The sequence below is a fragment of the Caproiciproducens sp. CPB-2 genome (assembly GCF_036287215.1).
Classification (GTDB): Bacteria; Bacillota; Clostridia; order Oscillospirales; family Acutalibacteraceae; genus Caproiciproducens.
In genome coordinates this window covers 1,581,723-1,600,641 of record NZ_CP142860.1, presented here as the reverse complement: position 1 = coordinate 1,600,641, position 18,919 = coordinate 1,581,723, and the positions used below count along the sequence as shown (strand labels likewise).

At 52.7% G+C, this 18,919-nt stretch carries 13 protein-coding genes; all 13 read right to left on the bottom strand.

Features of this window, described 5'->3' with window-relative positions; genetic code table 11:
- Positions 1-209: 209 nt before the first annotated feature.
- Positions 210-1,415, bottom strand: coding sequence for an elongation factor Tu (gene tuf / locus VXK30_RS07895; protein WP_275717783.1), 1,206 nt, complete (start codon positions 1,413-1,415; stop codon positions 210-212).
- A gap of 102 nt (positions 1,416-1,517) precedes the next feature.
- A complete protein-coding gene (gene fusA / locus VXK30_RS07890) occupies positions 1,518-3,599 on the bottom strand; it encodes an elongation factor G (protein ID WP_275717782.1) in 2,082 nt (693 codons plus the stop codon).
- Positions 3,600-3,670: 71 nt separating this feature from the next.
- Positions 3,671-4,141: a 30S ribosomal protein S7 gene (gene rpsG / locus VXK30_RS07885; protein WP_038323934.1), complete on the bottom strand. Its 471-nt coding sequence runs from the start codon at positions 4,139-4,141 to the stop codon at positions 3,671-3,673.
- Positions 4,142-4,290: 149 nt separating this feature from the next.
- Complete coding sequence (gene rpsL, locus VXK30_RS07880) at positions 4,291-4,728, bottom strand: 30S ribosomal protein S12 (RefSeq protein ID WP_275717781.1); 438 nt, start codon at positions 4,726-4,728, stop codon at positions 4,291-4,293.
- Positions 4,729-4,892: 164 nt separating this feature from the next.
- Positions 4,893-8,435 carry a DNA-directed RNA polymerase subunit beta' gene (rpoC, locus tag VXK30_RS07875; RefSeq protein WP_275717780.1) on the bottom strand — a complete coding sequence of 1,181 codons (3,543 nt, stop codon included), beginning with the start codon at positions 8,433-8,435 and terminating at the stop codon, positions 4,893-4,895.
- Positions 8,436-8,452: 17 nt separating this feature from the next.
- A complete protein-coding gene (rpoB, locus tag VXK30_RS07870) occupies positions 8,453-12,211 on the bottom strand; it encodes a DNA-directed RNA polymerase subunit beta (protein WP_275717791.1) in 3,759 nt (1,252 codons plus the stop codon).
- Positions 12,212-12,492: 281 nt separating this feature from the next.
- Entirely contained in the window at positions 12,493-12,924 is a 432-nt protein-coding gene (locus VXK30_RS07865) for an RrF2 family transcriptional regulator (protein WP_038323928.1), read from the bottom strand.
- 13 nt (positions 12,925-12,937) lie between these two features.
- On the bottom strand, positions 12,938-14,032 hold the full coding sequence (gene rpoD / locus VXK30_RS07860) for an RNA polymerase sigma factor RpoD (RefSeq protein WP_275717779.1): 1,095 nt from the start codon (positions 14,030-14,032) through the stop codon (positions 12,938-12,940).
- Positions 14,033-14,044: 12 nt separating this feature from the next.
- Complete coding sequence (gene dnaG, locus VXK30_RS07855; RefSeq protein WP_275717778.1) at positions 14,045-15,811, bottom strand: DNA primase; 1,767 nt, start codon at positions 15,809-15,811, stop codon at positions 14,045-14,047.
- 25 nt (positions 15,812-15,836) lie between these two features.
- On the bottom strand, positions 15,837-16,835 hold the full coding sequence (locus VXK30_RS07850) for a deoxyguanosinetriphosphate triphosphohydrolase (protein ID WP_275717777.1): 999 nt from the start codon (positions 16,833-16,835) through the stop codon (positions 15,837-15,839).
- A gap of 76 nt (positions 16,836-16,911) precedes the next feature.
- Positions 16,912-17,535, bottom strand: coding sequence for a YigZ family protein (locus tag VXK30_RS07845; RefSeq protein WP_275717776.1), 624 nt, complete (start codon positions 17,533-17,535; stop codon positions 16,912-16,914).
- A gap of 78 nt (positions 17,536-17,613) precedes the next feature.
- Positions 17,614-17,817 (bottom strand): 50S ribosomal protein L31, encoded by a 204-nt coding sequence (gene rpmE / locus VXK30_RS07840; RefSeq protein ID WP_038323919.1) that lies wholly within the window; start codon positions 17,815-17,817, stop codon positions 17,614-17,616.
- 102 nt (positions 17,818-17,919) lie between these two features.
- On the bottom strand, positions 17,920-18,711 hold the full coding sequence (locus VXK30_RS07835) for a M15 family metallopeptidase (protein WP_275717775.1): 792 nt from the start codon (positions 18,709-18,711) through the stop codon (positions 17,920-17,922).
- Positions 18,712-18,919: the final 208 nt, after the last annotated feature.

Below are 18,919 nucleotides of genomic sequence, written 5' to 3'. Positions count from 1 at the left end.
AAAGTTATTAGAACGCTTCCCCACCAAGCAGTTCAGTATGTTTTCCTTCAATAAAAATGCGATATTCTGTTGAATTCACGTTTTATTTTTCTACATTATAACATGGCTGCCGGCAGAAAGCTACTTTTTACCCGCACAAACACACCCGTTTATAACACAAAAAGGCCCCGCCCTTTCGGGCAAGGCCTTAAACAAACAAGAGTTACAGATTACTGAGCGTTGATCTTGATAACAACGCCGGAGCCAACTGTGTGGCCGCCTTCACGGATAGCGAAGCGGAGGCCCTCTTCAATAGCGATCGGAGTGATCAGCTCAACGTCCATTTCGACGTTATCGCCGGGCATGCACATCTCAGTGCCTTCCGGAAGAGAGATAACGCCTGTGACGTCTGTGGTTCTGAAATAGAACTGAGGACGATAGTTGTTGAAGAAAGGAGTATGACGGCCGCCTTCATCCTTGGTCAGGACGTAAACCTGGCCGCGAAACTTTGTGTGCGGATGAATGGTTCCCGGCTTTGCAAGAACCTGGCCGCGCTCAATTTCCGTTCTCTGGATACCACGGAGAAGAACACCGACATTATCGCCGGCCTCTGCGAAGTCAAGGGTCTTTTTGAACATTTCCAGACCTGTGATAACAGACTTTCTGCGCTCTTCGGTCAGACCGATGATCTCAACTTCTTCGCCGACCTTAGCCATACCACGCTCAACTCTGCCGGTAGCAACAGTACCACGGCCGGTAATGGTGAAGACGTCTTCAACAGGCATAAGGAAAGGAAGGTCGGATTTACGCTCAGGAGTCGGGATAAAGCTGTCGACAGCGTCCATCAGCTCATGAATGCATTTGTACTCCGGAGCATCCGTATCCGTAGATTTGGACTCGAGAGCTGTAAGAGCGGAGCCGCGGATGATCGGTGTGTCGTCGCCCGGGAACTCGTACTCGTTCAGAAGGTCACGGATTTCCATCTCGACAAGGTCAAGGAGCTCGGGGTCGTCAACCTGGTCAACCTTGTTCATGAATACAACAATATAAGGTACGCCGACCTGACGGGCCAGAAGGATGTGCTCTCTGGTCTGCGGCATTGGGCCGTCAGCAGCGGAAACAACCAGGATAGCACCGTCCATCTGAGCAGCGCCGGTGATCATGTTCTTTACATAGTCGGCATGGCCCGGGCAGTCAACGTGAGCATAGTGACGGGCAGCCGTCTGATACTCAACGTGAGCGGTGTTGATGGTAATACCGCGCTCTCTCTCTTCAGGAGCCTTATCAATATTCGCATAGTCAACGAAATCAGCCTCGCCGCTGAAGTTAAGGACCTTGGTGATCGCTGCCGTCAACGTGGTCTTGCCATGGTCAACGTGGCCGATAGTACCAATGTTTACGTGTGGTTTGGATCTGTCAAATTTTGCTTTTGCCATTGGAATTCCTCCTTTTTATTTATACGATAATAATTTTAATGATTCAGCTATGCCTATCATTTTATCAATAACATCAATAAAAATCAAGCGTATTTTTACAAGTTATTCGGACTTTTTGTTGCGTGAAGAAATAATGTGTTCCGAAACCGACTTCGGCACTTCCGTAGAAGTGGCGGGTTCCATGACGTACTGGCCTCTGCCCTGTGTCTTGGAACGCATATCGGTTGCGTAGCCAAACATTTCAGAAAGCGGAACATGCGCCCTGATCTGCTGTGCGCCCGGAATCGCATCCATACCTTCGATCATGCCGCGGCGGGAGTTCAAATCGCCGATGATGTCGCCCATGTACTCTTCGGGCACCGTAACGGTAACCTTCATGATCGGCTCCAGAATGACCGGATCCGCCTTTCTCATGGCCTCCTTGAAAGCCATGGAACCTGCGATCTTAAACGCCATTTCGGAGGAGTCAACCTCATGGTAAGAGCCATCGTAAAGGGTTACCTTGGTGTCGACTACCGGATAGCCGGCGAGAACGCCGGTGAGCATAGCGCCCTGAATACCCTGGTCAACGGCAGGGATATATTCCTTCGGGATCGCACCGCCGACGACGGCGTTGACAAACTCGTAGCCTTTGCCCGGGTTCGGCTCAATGCGGATCTTAACGTGGCCGTACTGGCCGCGGCCGCCGGACTGACGGGCATACTTGGTGTCAACATCCGCATTTCCGCGGATGGTTTCCTTATAGGATACCTGCGGCTTGCCGACGTTTGCTTCCACATGGAACTCGCGCAGAAGCCTGTCGACAATGATCTCAAGGTGAAGCTCGCCCATGCCCGCGATGATCGTCTGACCCGTTTCCTCATTGGTATATGCCTTAAAGGTAGGATCTTCTTCCGCAAGCTTTGCGAGGGCAATACCCATTTTTTCCTGGCCGGCCTTTGTCTTCGGCTCAATTGCGACTTCAATAACCGGATCCGGGAATTCCATGGATTCAAGAACAACCGGATGCTTTTCATCACAAAGCGTATCACCTGTGGTGGTGTTTTTCAAACCAACCGCAGCCGCAATATCACCGGCATAAACAACGTCGATATCCTGACGGTGATTGGCGTGCATCTGAAGAATACGGCCCAGACGTTCGTTGTTATCCTTGGTCGAGTTGTAAACGCTGGAGCCTGCCTGAATGGAACCGGAGTAGACGCGGAAGAAGCACAGCTTCCCGACATACGGGTCTGTGGCAATCTTAAACGCCAGAGCGGCGAACGGCTCGTCATCGGTAGCATGGCAATCCTGTTCCTCGCCGGTCTCCGGATTGACACCCTTGATCGCGGGGATATCCGTCGGAGCAGGCATATAAGCTATAATAGCGTCGAGAAGCTTTTGAACGCCCTTGTTTCTGTAAGAAGTACCGCAGGTGACGGGAACCATATGGTTGGCAATCGTGGACTTACGGATTGTAGAAATGATTTCGTCTTTCGTGAGAGTCTCCCCGTTCAGATACTTCTCCATCAGGGCATCGTCCTGCTCCGCAACATGCTCAATCAGTTCGGTATGATACTTGTTGGCAAGCTCGAGCATATCCTCCGGGATATCCTCCACTTTCATGTCCTTGCCCATATCGTCGTAGTAAATATCAGCCTTCATATCGACAAGGTCGATGATGCCCTTAAAGGTATCCTCGCTGCCGATGGGGAGCTGAATCGGCACGGCATTGCACTTCAGCCGATCTTTCATCATCTGGACAACACGATAGAAATCCGCGCCCATGATGTCCATTTTATTTACATAAGCCATACGGGGAACATGATATTCCTCAGCCTGACGCCAAACTGTTTCCGACTGCGGCTCAACACCGCCCTTGGCGCAGAAAACCGTTACCGAACCGTCGAGCACGCGCAGCGAACGCTCAACTTCCACAGTAAAGTCAACGTGGCCAGGGGTGTCAATGATGTTGATCCGGTGGCCCTTCCAAAAGCAGGTAGTCGCAGCGGAGGTAATGGTAATCCCTCTCTCCTGCTCCTGCACCATCCAGTCCATGGTCGCAGCACCATCATGCACTTCGCCAATCTTATGGTTAATCCCTGTGTAATACAGGATACGTTCAGTTGTTGTTGTTTTACCGGCATCAATGTGCGCCATAATACCGATATTGCGGGTTAATTCAAGTGATACCTGCCTTGGCATAGTTTCCTCCTTAAAGTCTGAGATGTTGGGATTTGTACACTATTTCAGGTAACAGACCAACATGTGTTGGATTACCATCTGTAATGAGCAAATGCCTTATTGGCCTCCGCCATCTTATGCGTATCGTCACGCTTCTTGGCAGCGCCGCCAGCACCATTTACAGCATCAAGAATTTCACCGGCAAGTCTCTCTCTCATCGTCTTCTCAGATCTAAGTCTTGAATAGTTGGTTATCCAACGTAAGCCTAATGTTTGTCTTCTTTCAGGGCGAACCTCCATAGGGACCTGGTAGGTTGCGCCGCCGACACGGCGGGCCTTGACTTCGAGGGCCGGCATAACATTTTCCATGGCGGCCTCAAAAACCTCCAAAGGCTCTTTCCCTGTTTTCTCGTTGATAATATCAAATGCGCCATAAACGATCTTCTGGGCTACGCCCTTCTTACCGTCGACCATAATATTATTGACGAGACGTGTTACAAGCTTGGAATTATACAGTGGATCGGGCAAAACATCACGTTTTGCGATATTACCTCTTCTTGGCACTTTACTTCCCTCCTTCACATGAATGATATCACAGGTACTCGAAAGCGACAAACTCCCGTGGCCAACACAGAGGCGTTTCTATATGAAAAACGCCGCTGCATTCTGTTTCAAAACATGCAGCCGTTCGGTTCCTGTCAATTTAAACTACCTTATTTTTTCGCAGCCTTCGCCGCGCCGGCCTTCGGCCGCTTTGCGCCATACTTGGAACGAGCCTGCATACGCTGTGCTACACCCTGCGCGTCAAGCGTACCGCGGATAATGTGGTAACGCACGCCAGGCAGGTCCTTCACACGGCCGCCGCGGATCATCACGACACTGTGTTCCTGAAGATTGTGGCCGACACCGGGGATATAAGCACTGACTTCAATTCCGTTGGAAAGCCTGACTCTGGCGATCTTTCTGAGCGCGGAGTTCGGTTTCTTCGGAGTCGCGGTCTTTACCGTTGTGCAGACACCACGTTTTTGCGGGGAATCCTGATCGATGGAAATACGTTTCTTGGAATTCCAGCCCTTCAAAAGCGCAGGGGCTTTCGCCTTTGCTACAGCAACTTCTCTGCCCGTATGGACTAACTGGTTGAATGTTGGCATAAGACACCTCCTCACATCAATTTTATTATGTTAAGCGAATAGATAGTATATCCGCCGTAACAGTAAAATAATCTTTAAACAACTGATTCCTGTCCTGAAGGATCAGCCTCAGAACAGGAATGAAGCGCTCAATCAGTAAACCATCACAATTGTTTATTATAAGGCTATACCGCGTCGTTTGTCAAGTCTTGATTTACGGGCTCTATCCTCACGTCGCTGTAGCATTTCATACCCGTACCGGCGGGGATCAGCTTGCCGATAATGACGTTTTCCTTCAGTCCGAGCAGCGGGTCGACCTTGCCCTTGATTGCGGCGTCGGTCAGGACACGCGTCGTCTCCTGGAAGGAGGCGGCCGACAGGAAAGAATCGGTGGCGAGCGAAGCCTTGGTGATACCAAGCAGAACCGGTGAGGCGGTAGCCTCTCTCAAGTCCGTCTCGCCGTTTTTGATACGGTCGCGGATGACCTGGTTCTCTGTTTCCAGCTCCGCCTTCTCAATCAGCGAGCTCGGCAGAAGCGTGGTATCGCCGGAGTCCTCGATCTTGACCTTCTTCATCATCTGGCGGACAATGACCTCAATATGCTTATCGTTGATATCAACGCCCTGCATCCGGTAAACGCGCTGGACTTCCTCAATGAGGTAGTCCTGAACGGCGTGGGTACCGCTGATTGCAAGAACGTCGTGAGGATTGACGGAGCCTTCGGTCACCCTTGTTCCAGCCTTGATCAGCTGACCTTCCGCGACAATCACGCGGGAGCCGTACGGAATCAGGTAGGACTTGGAATCACCCGTTTCGGGGTTCGTCACGACGACATGGCGGTTCTTCTTGATCTCCTCGAAGGAAACCGTGCCGGCTATCTCACTGATAATGGCAAGATGCTTCGGCTTGCGGCCTTCGAAAAGCTCTTCGACACGAGGCAGACCCTGTGTAATATCTTCCGAGCTGGCGACACCGCCGGTGTGGAAGGTTCTCATGGTCAGCTGTGTGCCCGGCTCGCCGATGGACTGCGCCGCGATAATTCCGACCGCTTCGCCGACCGCGACCGTCTGACCGTTCGCAAGGTTCGCGCCGTAGCATTTCTTGCAGACACCGTGCTTCGCGCAGCAGTTCAGCACGGAACGGATCTTAATACGCTCTACGCCGCTCTTGACAATGATGTCGGCGTCCTGGTCGTTCATCAGCTTATCCTTGGAAACAAGGACTTCGCCCGTCTTCTCATCGACAAAGTCTTCGACAAGATATCTCCCGAGCAGACGCTCATGAAGGGTCTCGATCGCTTCCTTGCCCTCGCGGATGTCGTATACCTCAAGGCCGTCGGTTGCGCCGCAGTCGTCCTCACGAATGATGACGTCCTGGGAAACGTCGACCAGGCGGCGGGTCAGGTAACCGGAGTCGGCCGTTCTCAGAGCGGTGTCCGCCAGGCCCTTTCTGGCGCCGCGGGAAGAAATGAAGTATTCCAGAATGTTCAGGCCTTCACGGTAGTTGGCCCTGATCGGAATTTCAATGGTTTTACCGGATGTGTTGGCAATCAGTCCGCGCATACCGGCCAGCTGGCGGATCTGGCTCATGGAGCCACGGGCCCCGGAATCCGCCATCATGAAAATCGGGTTGTAGCGGTCCAGGTTCTTCTGCAGCGCAACGGAAACATCCTCCGTCGCCTTTGCCCAGGTTTTCAGAACCGCGTTGTAACGCTCATTGTCGGAAAGAAGGCCCATCTTGAACTGGCCGTCAACATTATCGATCTGCTTTTCGGCAGCTTCAATGATCTGCTTCTTCTCCGGCGGAATCGTTGCGTCGCTGACGGCGACCGTAATCGCGCTCAGGGTGGAGTATTTATAGCCCTGCGATTTGATGCTGTCCAGAACGTCGGCCGTCTGAGCGGTGCCGTGCGCCTTGATGCATTTGTCAATAATGGCGCCCAGCTGCTTTTTGCCGACCAGAAAATCGATTTCATACTTAAACAGGTTATCCGGATTGGAGCGGTCGACGTAGCCCAAATCCTGCGGAATCGGCCTGTTGAAGATCATGCGGCCAACGGTGGTATCCACCAGCCGGGAAACCTCTTCCCCGTTGATCTCCATCGTTCTGCGGACCTTGATTTTGGCGTGAAGGCCAACAGTCTTGGAATCATAAGCCATAATGGCTTCATTATAATCTCTGAATACTTTGCCTTCGCCGGGTTCCCCGTCCTTTTCCAAAGTAAGGTAATAGGAACCCAGCACCATATCCTGTGTAGGAACGGTAACGGGGCGTCCATCGGAAGGCTTCAGCAGGTTGCCTGCGGCCAGCATCAGGAAACGGGCCTCAGCCTGCGCCTCTGCAGAAAGCGGAACATGAACAGCCATCTGGTCGCCGTCGAAGTCCGCGTTATAAGCCGTACAGGCCAGCGGATGCAGCTTTAAGGCACGGCCCTCAACCAGTACCGGCTCAAACGCCTGAATACCGAGTCTGTGCAGCGTAGGCGCGCGGTTCAGCAGGACCGGATGGTTCTTGATGACGATTTCCAGCGCGTCCCAAACCTCGGGTTTCGCGCGCTCCACCGCCTTTCTGGCGGCCTTGATGTTTCCGGCGGCGCCGGTTTCCACAAGGCGTTTCATGACGAAGGGCTTGAACAGCTCCAGCGCCATTTCCTTCGGAAGGCCGCACTGGTACATTTTCAGCTCCGGGCCTACCACGATAACGGAACGGCCGGAATAGTCCACGCGCTTGCCCAGAAGGTTCTGGCGGAAACGTCCCTGCTTGCCTTTCAGCATGTCGGAAAGGGATTTCAGCGGACGGTTGTTCGGACCGGTTACCGGGCGGCCGCGGCGGCCGTTGTCGATCAGGGCGTCGACGGCCTCCTGCAGCATGCGCTTTTCGTTGCGGACAATGATATCGGGAGCGCCGAGCTCCAAAAGCCTTTTCAGGCGGTTGTTTCTGTTGATTACACGGCGGTAGAGGTCGTTTAAGTCGGACGTCGCGAAACGGCCGCCGTCGAGCTGTACCATCGGACGGATATCCGGCGGAATGACCGGAACCACATCGAGGATCATCCATTCCGGACGGTTGCCGGAAAGACGAAAGGCCTCGATCACTTCCAGGCGCTTCAGAATTCGGACACGCTTCTGGCCGGAAGCGCCGGAAAGCTCCGTCTTGAGCTCTTCGGAAATAACGTCAAGGTCGATTTCCGCCAGAAGCTTTTTGATGGCTTCGGCGCCCATGCTGGCTTCAAAGTCGTCCTCGTACTTTTCACGCATATCACGGTACTCTTTTTCGTTCAGGAGCTGTTTTTTCTGCAGCTCGCGGACGTTGCCGGGATCCGTTACGATATACAGCGCGAAATACAGAACCTTTTCCAGCATACGGGGGGATATATCAAGGATCAGTCCCATTCTGGACGGAATTCCCTTAAAATACCAGATGTGGGAAACAGGAGCGGCCAGCTCGATGTGGCCCATGCGCTCGCGGCGGACCTTCGCCCGGGTTACTTCCACGCCGCAGCGCTCGCAGATCTTCCCTTTATAACGAATTCTCTTATACTTTCCGCAATGGCATTCCCAGTCCTTTTGGGGCCCGAAGATACGTTCACAGAAAAGACCATCGCGTTCGGGCTTGAGGGTACGATAATTGATCGTTTCCGGCTTTTTTACTTCGCCATGGGACCATTCCCTGATTTTTTCCGGTGAAGCAAGTCCGATCTTGATTGATTCAAAAACATTAAATTCCATATTGCAACCCCATTCTATTATATTTCGTCGCTGCCGTCAGAATTAAGGTCAAAGGGTTCGTCCTTATCAAATTCATCTTCCTCATCACTGTCATCGCTGGTGTCGTCTTCAATATAGTCGTCCACGTCGTCAAACAGACTTTCGTCGTCATCCGTGTCCTCCACCGAATAGCCCTCAAGGTCGTCGGCAACATTCGGCTCGTCAAAGCTTTCGTCCGAAGGATTGAAGCCCATGTCGTCGTCATCGTCAAAGTTCTGCTTCAGATCGATTTCCTCGTTGTTCTGGTTCAGCACCTTGACGTCAAGGCCCAGGGACTGCAGTTCCTTAATCAGAACCTTGAACGATTCCGGAACGCCCGGCTTCGGAATGTTCTGGCCCTTCACGATCGCTTCGTAGGTCTTTACGCGGCCCACGACGTCGTCGGACTTGACGGTAAGAATTTCCTGCAGGGTATACGCCGCGCCGTAAGCTTCCAGCGCCCAGACTTCCATTTCGCCGAAACGCTGGCCGCCGAACTGCGCTTTGCCGCCCAGTGGCTGCTGCGTGACAAGGGAATAAGGGCCGGTGGAACGGGCATGGATTTTATCGTCAACCAGATGGTGCAGTTTCAGGTAATACATAATTCCGACGGTAACCGGGTTGTCAAAGAATTCGCCGGTACGGCCGTCCTTCAGAACGGTCTTGCCGTCCTCGCTGATGCCGGCCTTCTTAAAGCATTCGACAATGTCGTCTTCATGCGCACCGTCGAATACCGGGGTCATGATCTTCCAGCCGAGCGCCTTTGCGGCATAGCCGAGGTGAACCTCGAGCACCTGTCCGATATTCATACGGGAAGGAACGCCCAACGGGTTCAGAACAATGTCGAGCGGGGTGCCGTCCGGCAGGAAAGGCATGTCTTCCACCGGAAGGATACGGGAAACAACGCCCTTGTTGCCATGGCGGCCGGCCATCTTATCTCCCACGGAAATTTTACGCTTCTGGGCAATATAGCAGCGGACAACCTTGTTGACGCCGGGGCTGAGCTCGTCGTGACTGTTTTCGCGGGTAAATACCTTTACATCGACCACGATACCGTATTCGCCGTGAGGCACTCTCAGAGAGGTGTCCCTCACCTCTCTGGCTTTTTCACCAAAGATGGCGCGCAGCAGGCGCTCTTCGGCGGTCAGCTCCGTCTCGCCCTTCGGCGTGACCTTACCGACAAGAATATCACCGGCACGCACCTCGGCGCCGATGCGGATGATTCCGCTTTCGTCCAGGTCGTGAAGCAGATCCTCGTTCACGTTCGGAATATCCCTTGTGATTTCCTCCGGCCCGAGCTTCGTGTCTCTGGATTCAATTTCGTATTCTTCAATATGGATGGAAGTGTAAACATCGTCGCGGACAATCTTTTCGCTGATGAGAACAGCATCCTCGTAGTTGTAGCCTTCCCATGTCATAAAGCCGATCAGGGCGTTTTTGCCCAGACTGATTTCGCCATCCTTGGTCGCGGGGCCGTCGGCAATGACGGAACCGGCCTCCACTCTCTGGTTGACATCGACAACGGGAACCTGATTGATACATGTTCCCTGGTTGGAACGCATAAACTTAGTAACATGGTAAACGTCGACGCTGCCGTCGTCACAGGTCACCCGGATTTCATCCGCGCTTACGCTGCGGACAACACCGGAGTGTTTGGCGATCACGCATACGCCGGAGTCGACGCCGGCTTTATATTCCATGCCGGTTCCGACGATCGGAGATTCGGTTTTCAGAAGCGGAACCGCCTGCCGCTGCATGTTGGAACCCATCAGCGCGCGGTTGGCGTCGTCGTTTTCCAGGAAGGGAATCATCGCGGTGGCGACGGAAACAACCATCCTTGGCGAAACATCCATATAGTCCGCTTTTTCGCGCTCAATTTCAAGGAACTCGTCGCGGTAACGGGCGTTGACCTTGGCATTTTTGAAACGGCCCTGCTCGTCGAGCGGTTCGTTCGCCTGCGCAACGATATAATCGTCCTCAATATCCGCGGTCATATAAACCACTTCTCGGGTAACACAGCCGGTCGCTTTATCCACGCGGCGGAACGGCGCCTCAATAAAGCCGTACTCATTGATTCTGGCAAAGGTCGCCAGATAGGAAATCAGTCCGATGTTCGGACCTTCCGGCGTTTCAATCGGGCACATGCGTCCGTAGTGGCTGTAGTGGACATCACGGACTTCGAAGCCCGCGCGGTCTCTCGACAGGCCGCCGGGACCCAGGGCGGAAAGACGGCGCTTATGCGTCAGCTCCGCAAGCGGGTTCGTCTGGTCCATGAACTGCGACAGCGGGGAGGAACCGAAGAATTCCTTGATCGCCGCCACAACGGGACGGATATTGATTAAGGAATGAGGGGTCAGGACTTCCAAATCCTGTGCCTGCAACGTCATTCTTTCACGTATAACGCGCTCAAGTCTGGAAAAACCAATTCTGAACTGATTCTGAAGCAGTTCGCCGACCGAACGGATACGGCGGTTTCCCAGATGGTCGATATCGTCAAGATTGCCGAGGCCCATGGCCAGGCAGTTCATGTAGTTGATCGAAGAGAAAATATCGTCGATAATGATGTGCTTCGGAATCAGCTCATCCACTCTGGTTTTAATGGTTTCTTTCAGTTCCTCGTCGGAGGAACAGGAATCCAGAATTTCAGCCAGCACGCTGAAACGCACTCTCTCGTTGATTTCGCACTCGGCTTTCGCGTCGAACCCGACAAAGTTGTTGATGTCAACCATGCCGTTGGAAATCACCTTTACCTCGCGCTCGTTGACATTGACGAACGCGATGGACACGCCGGCGTCGTCAATTTCGTGCGCCTTGTCATGAGAAAGAATTTCACCCGCTTCCGCCATCAGCTCGCCGGTAAGCGGGTTGACAATGGGACGGGAAAGCTTCTGGCCGGTAATGCGTCCGGCAAGATTCAGCTTCTTATTGTATTTGTAGCGGCCGACACGGGAAAGGTCGTATCGGCGGGCATCAAAAAACAAGCCGTTGATGTGGGACTGAGCGCTCTCAATCGTCGGCGGTTCGCTTGGCCTTAATTTTCTGTATACTTCAAAAAGAGCCTCTTCGGTGTTTTTGCAGGGATCTTTTTCAATAGTGGCGTTCATACGGTCGTCGTCGCCGAAATATTCGCGGATTTCCTCGTCGGTTCCAAGGCCGAGCGCGCGGACAAAGACCGTTACCGGAATTTTCCTGTTTTTGTCGATACGGACATAGAAAACGTCGTTGGCGTCGTTTTCATATTCCAGCCACGCGCCGCGGTTCGGGATAACGGTGGAGCTGAACAGTTCTTTGCCCGTCTTGTCATATTCCATTTTATAATAAACGCCGGGTGAACGGACCAATTGGGAAACAATCACACGTTCCGCGCCGTTGATAACAAAAGTTCCGCTGTCCGTCATGAGCGGGAAGTCGCCCATGAAAACCTCGGATTCTTTTATTTCCCCGCTTTCCTTGTTGAGCAGGCGGGCGGTAACTCTCAGAGCGGCCGCATAGGTAGCGTCGCGCTCTTTGCATTCTTCCACACTGTAATTCGGTTTGTCGTCGTCCAGTTTGTAATTCACAAAATCCAGCACAAGATTGCCGGTATAGTCAGTAATCCCGGAAACATCTTTGAAAACCTCTTTGAGGCCTTCGTCAAGAAACCACTGATAGGAATTCTTCTGTACCTCGATCAGGTTTGGCATGTCCAAGACTTCATCAATACGCGCGAAGCTCATGCGAACATTTTTGCCTACTTGCACCGGTTTGACATTCACCATTGGCTCGATCACTCCATTCATATATTTACCATCTTCGCAATAAATAAAGCACAAAAATAAGCCGCATCCATCTCCCCTTTTGGAAGGTTTTCATGGGAACCTCTTGCCTTTTTGAAATTGTTGTGATATGATAGAGCAAGATAGACATGAGTATATGTTTCCATGATGATGCAGTATATTATTTTATTACAATATATTGTGTTTGTCAAGCCATGTTTTACAAATTTATTATTGAAATGGTAAAAATCCGACGACTAAACAGCCGCCGGATTTTTTTATGTTCATTTTTCCCCTTTTTTCCCCATGATATCGCCTGTGTCGCCATTGCTGAGGGAATCGAAGGTATAGGAGTCCAGTTTTTTACGTACAATGGACGAAATCTCGTCGTAGATCTGATGAACCTTACAGCAGGTGTTATGCTGGCAGGCGTACTCGTCCTGCTGGCATCGGCTGATCATATACGGGCCTTCGACCGACTCAATCACTTCCCGCAGGGTGATTTTGCCGGGTTCCCGCGCAAGCATGTAGCCCCCGTGCGCACCCTTGTACGAGACGATCAGGCCGCCCGCCACCAGCTTGCGCAGAATTTTCAGCGCAAACCGCAAAGGCACATGGGCCTGGTCGGAAATGGACCTCGCGTCTATTTTTTGATTGGATACCGCCAGCATTTCCACAATCCTGACGGCGTAATCGGCTTCCAGTGTCATGACCATTGCAGTCATCCCCTTAATCCAGGAAATCTTTCAGCTTTTTGCTGCGGCTTGGATGGCGCAGTTTGCGCAGAGCCTTCGCCTCAATCTGTCTGATACGCTCTCTGGTAACATTGAATTCCTTTCCGACTTCCTCCAGAGTGCGGGAACGGCCGTCTTCCAGACCGAAGCGCAGTCGGAGCACCTTTTCCTCCCTGGGGGTCAGCGTGTCGAGCACATCGGCAAGCTGTTCCTTCAAAAGCGTGTGGGAAGCGGCATCCGCCGGCGCCGGGGCGTCGTCGTCCGGAATAAAGTCGCCGAGATGGCTGTCCTCTTCCTCGCCGATCGGCGTTTCCAGAGAAACCGGCTCCTGTGCGACGCGCATGATTTCACGCACTTTGTCCACCGGCATATCCAACTCTTCGGAAATCTCGTCGGCGGTCGGCTCGTGGCCGTTGGTGTGCAGAAGCTGACTGGAGACCTTCTTTACCTTATTAATGGTTTCCACCATGTGAACCGGGATGCGGATGGTCCTTGCCTGGTCGGCAATGGCGCGGGTAATCGCCTGACGGATCCACCACGTCGCATAGGTGGAAAATTTAAAGCCCTTGGAGTAATCGAATTTTTCCACCGCCTTAATCAAACCTAAGTTGCCTTCCTGAATCAGGTCCAGGAACTGCATGCCGCGCCCCAGATAGCGCTTCGCAATGCTGACGACCAAGCGGAGGTTTGCTTCGGAAAGGCGCTTTTTTGCGGTCTCGTCCCCGTCGGAAATACGGATGGCAAGGTCGATTTCCTCCTCCGGCGTCAAAAGGGGAACCCGGCCGATTTCTTTCAGGTAAACCTTGACAGGGTCGTCGATCGCGATTCCTTCCGTGCTGAGCGCAGATTCCATGTCTTCGTTTTCGTCCACCTGCGTGTTAAAATCAAGATCATCCAGCGCCGCGTCGGCAAAGTCTTCAATAATTTCCACACCCTGTGCTTCCAGCGTATCATAGAATTTTTCGATCTGCTCGGGTTCAAAATCCAGTTCTCCGATCGCATCCAGAATTTCCTTGGTCGAAAGCTGTCCTTTGCTCTTTCCCTGCTCGATCAATTCCCTGATCACTGTTTTCTTGTCCGGTGCTCCCATAAATTAGTCCCCCTATTTCTTCTGTGACCTCAGCTTTTGCAGGTAATCCTGTATCTCCTGCGGCTCTGCTGAATTTACGTTTTCTACGCTCATTTTTTCATATTCCTGCTGAATAACATCGATATATTCCTCTGCGTCCCGCATCGTGACGGAAACACCGTGAAATTTCGCAAAAATCTTGGCAATGGAAGAAATCTCCTCCACGGAGAACTCTTCCGCTATATCTGTAAGGCTGACCGCCTTAGCATTCCTAATTCTTTCCATTATTGTCCCATATACACGGCGGTTAAACGTTGTCGCAAATTTTTCGGCCGGCAACAGCCTTTCTATTGCTATAGCGTTCTCAGGGTATTGAACAATATACGCAATCAGCGCCTCTTCCGCGCTTGCAGCCCTTAAATGCTGCACTTTTTCGGGATTAATGCTGTCGCGCACACCCGCCGACTGCTGCTGGAACGCCCTGAACGCCTTTTGCTCCTGATTCTTTTTCAGTTTCGAGCGGTTCTTCCGTACCTGCTGCAAAATGGCCGTACGCTCAATTCCGATTTCCTCCGCAAGCTTTCCCGCGTATACCTCCTGCTCAATCGGGTTGTCCAGCGTCGCCAGCACCGCGGAAGCACCCGTGAGATAATCCACCCTGCCCTGCGGCGTCTGAATATTGCAGCCCTGCCGGATTTTCTGCAAACGGTATTCCACGTCGTTTCCGCTGGCGTCAATCAACTGCTTGAATTTCACCCGGCCGTTCTGGCCGTTCGATCGTATGTATTCGTCCGGATCCTTTCCTCCGGAAATCGTAAGCACTTTCACAAGCAGCCCCGCTTCGCGGAGAATCGGGATGGCGCGCGCGGTCGCCTTCTGCCCCGCCTCGTCGGAATCGTAGGAAAGAACCACTTCTTTCGTATACCGCGCCATCAGGCGGGCCTGATTCGGCGTCAGCGCCGTGCCCAGCGTGGCGACCGCATTGGTGAACCCGGCCTGATGCATGGAAATCACGTCCATGTAGCCCTCACACAGGATCAGCTGCTCGGTGCCGCTGTTTTTGGCAAAATTCAGCGCGAACAGAAAATTGCCTTTATTGAACACGGGCGTGTCCGAAGTATTGAGATATTTCGGCTTTTCATCGGTCAGCACGCGGCCGCCGAAGGCAATCACGTTCCCCCTCAGATCGATGATGGGGAACATCACCCGCGAAAAAAAGCGGTCCACAGCTTGTCCCGACCTGCCCTTGAAAGCGACATTGGCCAGAATCATTTCGTTCTGTGTATAACCCTTCTTCTCCAGATATCCCACCAGAGAGTAACGGGAAGCCGGAGCGTACCCCAGCCCGAAATGGCGGATCGTATTGGGCGATAAGGCGCGGCGGTTCAGATAATCCATTCCCGCCTTCCCCTGCTCTGAATTTAATATCGAATAATAGTACCGCGCGGCCTCGCGGTTGATTTCCAGAATACGCGCCCGCAGCCTGGCCATGCCGTCGTCGACCTGGTTTTCCGGCACCTGAATCCCGGCGCGCTGCGCCAGAAAGCGAACCGCCTCCATGTAATCCAGATTTTCAATGCGGCGGACAAACGTAATGACGTCGCCGCCCGCACCGCAGCCAAAGCAGTAAAACGAACCGTTTTCCGGATACACGTTGAAGGACGGCGTCTTTTCATTGTGAAAAGGACAAAGTCCGACCAGATTCCTGCCGCTGTGCCTGAGATTGACATAAGAAGCGACGACTTCGGATATTTCGCAGCGCGCCTTCAACTCCTGCATAAAAGCTTCCGGCAATGGCATATCGTCACCTCATTTTTATTCAAATTTATATTTTCCAGGATTTCGGCACATAAATATCCTGAAACAGCTGGACCGCAAAATGATCGGTCATCCCCGCAATATAATCGCACGCGGCGCGCTCGATTCCGTCCTGCTCCGCAATCAGGCACATATCGGGCGGGAAACGCTCGGGCCGCTGCAGATAATAGCTGTACAGCGCGCCGATCAGGTTCGGAACCTTTTTCTCTTCCGCCTTTGCGTAGGGATTCAGGTAGACGGACTCAAACATAAAATCGTGCAGCCTGTCAAAGGCCTCCTGAACCCCCGGGTCCATTCTGATTTCCCCGTTCCGGCTGTTGTTCACGACGGAATGGACCAGAGTATCGATTCTTTCCGTCCGCCGTCCGCCCAAAACGGATTTGATGTCCTGCGGAATATCGCTTTCCAGCAGTACTCCCGCCCGTTCGGCGTCGTCCATATCGTGATTGATGTAGGCAATCCGGTCCGCCGTACGGACAACCCTTCCCTCGAGCGTCATTGCTTCCCTGCCCTTGGTATGGCACAGGATTCCGTCGCGCACCTCTTTTGTCAGATTGAGTCCGGCGCCGTTTTTCTCAAGCTTTTCCACGATACGCACGCTTTGCTCGTAGTGGCGGAACCCGCCGGGACAAAGCTGGTCCAGCGCCCGTTCCCCCGCGTGGCCAAACGGCGTATGCCCCAGATCATGGCCGAGGGAAATCGCCTCCGTCAGATCTTCGTTCAGCCGGAGCGCCCTTGCTATGGTGCGGGCAATCTGTGAAACCTCCAGCGTGTGGGTCAGGCGCGTGCGGTAGTGGTCCCCCTCCGGGGAAAGAAAGACCTGCGTCTTATGCTTAAGCCGGCGAAAAGACTTGCAGTGAAGGATTTTATCCCGGTCCCGCTGATAGGGCGTGCGCAGATCGCACTCCTCCTCGGGAACATCCCTGCCCAGCGTATTCCTGGAAAGCGCGGCATAGGACGAAAGGGTCTGTTCTTCAATCTCCTGTGTACGTTCACGGACTGTCATCATATCACCGCCTGTTTCTATAATCCTTTGGGTTTCATATAGATATACGCAGGATGATACAAAATCCCTTCAATTCTCAGGAAAATTTAAAAAACTTTTCTCCTGTGACCTCCGCCCTGCACTGACCGCAGGTGGCGTCTGCCAGTTTTTGTTCAAAGGAGCGCATATCTTCGTCGCTCATATGAAAAGATAGCCTTACAGAGTCGGTAAACTCCGCATTGTCCACCGTCCCGCCGCTTTCCGGTATCAGCGCGCTCACTCTGCCGTACTGATTGTAATCGCAGCAGACCTCAGCCGTCAGGCAGGTTCTCATCGTAATGATTCCGGCCTGCTCCAGCGCGATGGACGCCCCGTGGGAATAGGCCCGCACAAGGCCCCCGGCGCCGAGCAGGATCCCGCCGAAATACCGGGTGACCACAACCGCCGTATCCACCACGCCGGACTTCACCAGCACGTCCAGCACCGGGATCCCCGCCGTGCCCTGCGGCTCGCCGTCGTCCGAATAGCGCCTGATCTGTCCCTGGCGGAGCGAGTACGCGTAGACGTTATGGGCCGCGTTCCAGTTTTTGGATTTTACGGAATTGATGAATGAAACCGCCTCTTCCTCGGTTTTTACGGGCTTTACGCAGCCGATAAAGCGCGAGCGCCTCTCGACAAACTCTGCAAGGGCTTCCTTTTCAACTGTTCGATACTCAACCACGGGCATCCTCCACAAAAAATAAGCGGCGCAGAAAGCCTGCGCCGCCTAAGCTAATCCAAGAAAACTCAATAGTGTCAATTACTTGCCCATACCGTAACGCTTCTTAAACATATCAACACGTCCGCTTGTATCAACAAGCTTTTGCTTACCTGTAAAGAACGGGTGGCACTTGGAGCATATTTCAACGCGGATGTTTTCCTTCGTGGATTTTGTGTTTATAACATTCCCGCATGCGCATGTGATCGTAGTCTCTTTATACTTGGGATGTATATTTTCCTTCATTACCTGTCACCTCTTTCAACCAAACTGCAACTTAACATTTGAATTTTACCATAGAGATTCCCAAATTGCAAGTAAAAAATCGTATTTCAGGAATATTTCTGCTTATTTCGGACTTTGCTTGTGGATATACGCCGCAAATTCTTCCAGGCACATGGAATATTCCCGCATCTTTACGGCGTTGCCGCTGCCGACATACCGAAAATGACGCGGGCTGAACGCCACACCGGTAATCGCGGTCTTTGCTTCGGTGTACCGCAGCACGAAACCGTACTGCACGCTGTTCTTGACAAGCCATTTATACTGCGGTGTAGTGGAAAAATCAGTACCCGCGGTTTCGCCCTCCGCCGCAAACTCCACCGCCATACCGGTCTGATTTTCATTATACCCTCCGCGCCCGACGGTATTCTGCACCTGATTTTCCGCCCGTACCTGCGTAAAACCCTGATTCTTCACCAGATCCTGTACGGCGGCGGCAAAGAGCTTGTCCTGCTCCTTCGCGTCCACATAGCCCCTTGTCAGCTTCAGGGGACATCCCGCGGATTTCGCATCGTCCATCATTTTTCGGAGCGCGGGAACGATTCTGGTATCGACGGTGATTCCCTCCAGCTGCCCGGGCTGAACCTGAAAATCAGACTTGATCGGGGTGGACGCGTTTACCACCATTAGATTATAGGAATCGTCGTAGACAGGCAGCGCCCCGCTTTTGGAAGAGGTTTCCTCGACCGTACCGGAAACCGAAGCGGACGCCGGTTTCGTGAACGGATGCTTGAGCTGGACCCACACCAGAATGGCTCCCGAGGCAACCGAAATACAGACGATGACCGCAATGACGGTCATAACGATTTTTATTTTTCGCACCTGATCGGCATTCCGCCAGCCAGTGCGGCTTTTCATGATCTTTTCTCCGCGTCTGCGCAATGAGCCGCCCCCTTTTCTACGGTTCGCTTTACCGCAATCCGCCAAACCGATTTTCCTTTGCGGATGGAAAACCGGCAGCTTTCTTATAATGATATCATTGTATAACTTAAATCAAATAATTTCAACCGCTTTCTCAATTTCAGGCTTGTATACAATATCTGACAATTCATTTGATTTATGGCGA

Excerpts from the sequence above, each read along its gene's own strand:
- VXK30_RS07865 (WP_038323928.1), bottom strand. The coding sequence starts at position 12,924 with ATGGTCATGACACTGGAAGCCGATTACGCCGTCAGGATTGTGGAAATG.
- tuf (WP_275717783.1), bottom strand. The coding sequence starts at position 1,415 with ATGGCAAAAGCAAAATTTGACAGATCCAAACCACACGTAAACATTGGT.
- rpoB (WP_275717791.1), bottom strand. The coding sequence starts at position 12,211 with ATGGTGAATGTCAAACCGGTGCAAGTAGGCAAAAATGTTCGCATGAGC.
- dnaG (WP_275717778.1), bottom strand. The coding sequence starts at position 15,811 with ATGCCATTGCCGGAAGCTTTTATGCAGGAGTTGAAGGCGCGCTGCGAA.
- rpoC (WP_275717780.1), bottom strand. The coding sequence starts at position 8,435 with ATGGAATTTAATGTTTTTGAATCAATCAAGATCGGACTTGCTTCACCG.
- rpmE (WP_038323919.1), bottom strand. The coding sequence starts at position 17,817 with ATGAAGGAAAATATACATCCCAAGTATAAAGAGACTACGATCACATGC.
- VXK30_RS07850 (WP_275717777.1), bottom strand. The coding sequence starts at position 16,835 with ATGACAGTCCGTGAACGTACACAGGAGATTGAAGAACAGACCCTTTCG.
- rpoD (WP_275717779.1), bottom strand. The coding sequence starts at position 14,032 with ATGGGAGCACCGGACAAGAAAACAGTGATCAGGGAATTGATCGAGCAG.
- fusA (WP_275717782.1), bottom strand. The coding sequence starts at position 3,599 with ATGCCAAGGCAGGTATCACTTGAATTAACCCGCAATATCGGTATTATG.
- rpsL (WP_275717781.1), bottom strand. The coding sequence starts at position 4,728 with ATGCCAACATTCAACCAGTTAGTCCATACGGGCAGAGAAGTTGCTGTA.
- VXK30_RS07835 (WP_275717775.1), bottom strand. The coding sequence starts at position 18,711 with ATGAAAAGCCGCACTGGCTGGCGGAATGCCGATCAGGTGCGAAAAATA.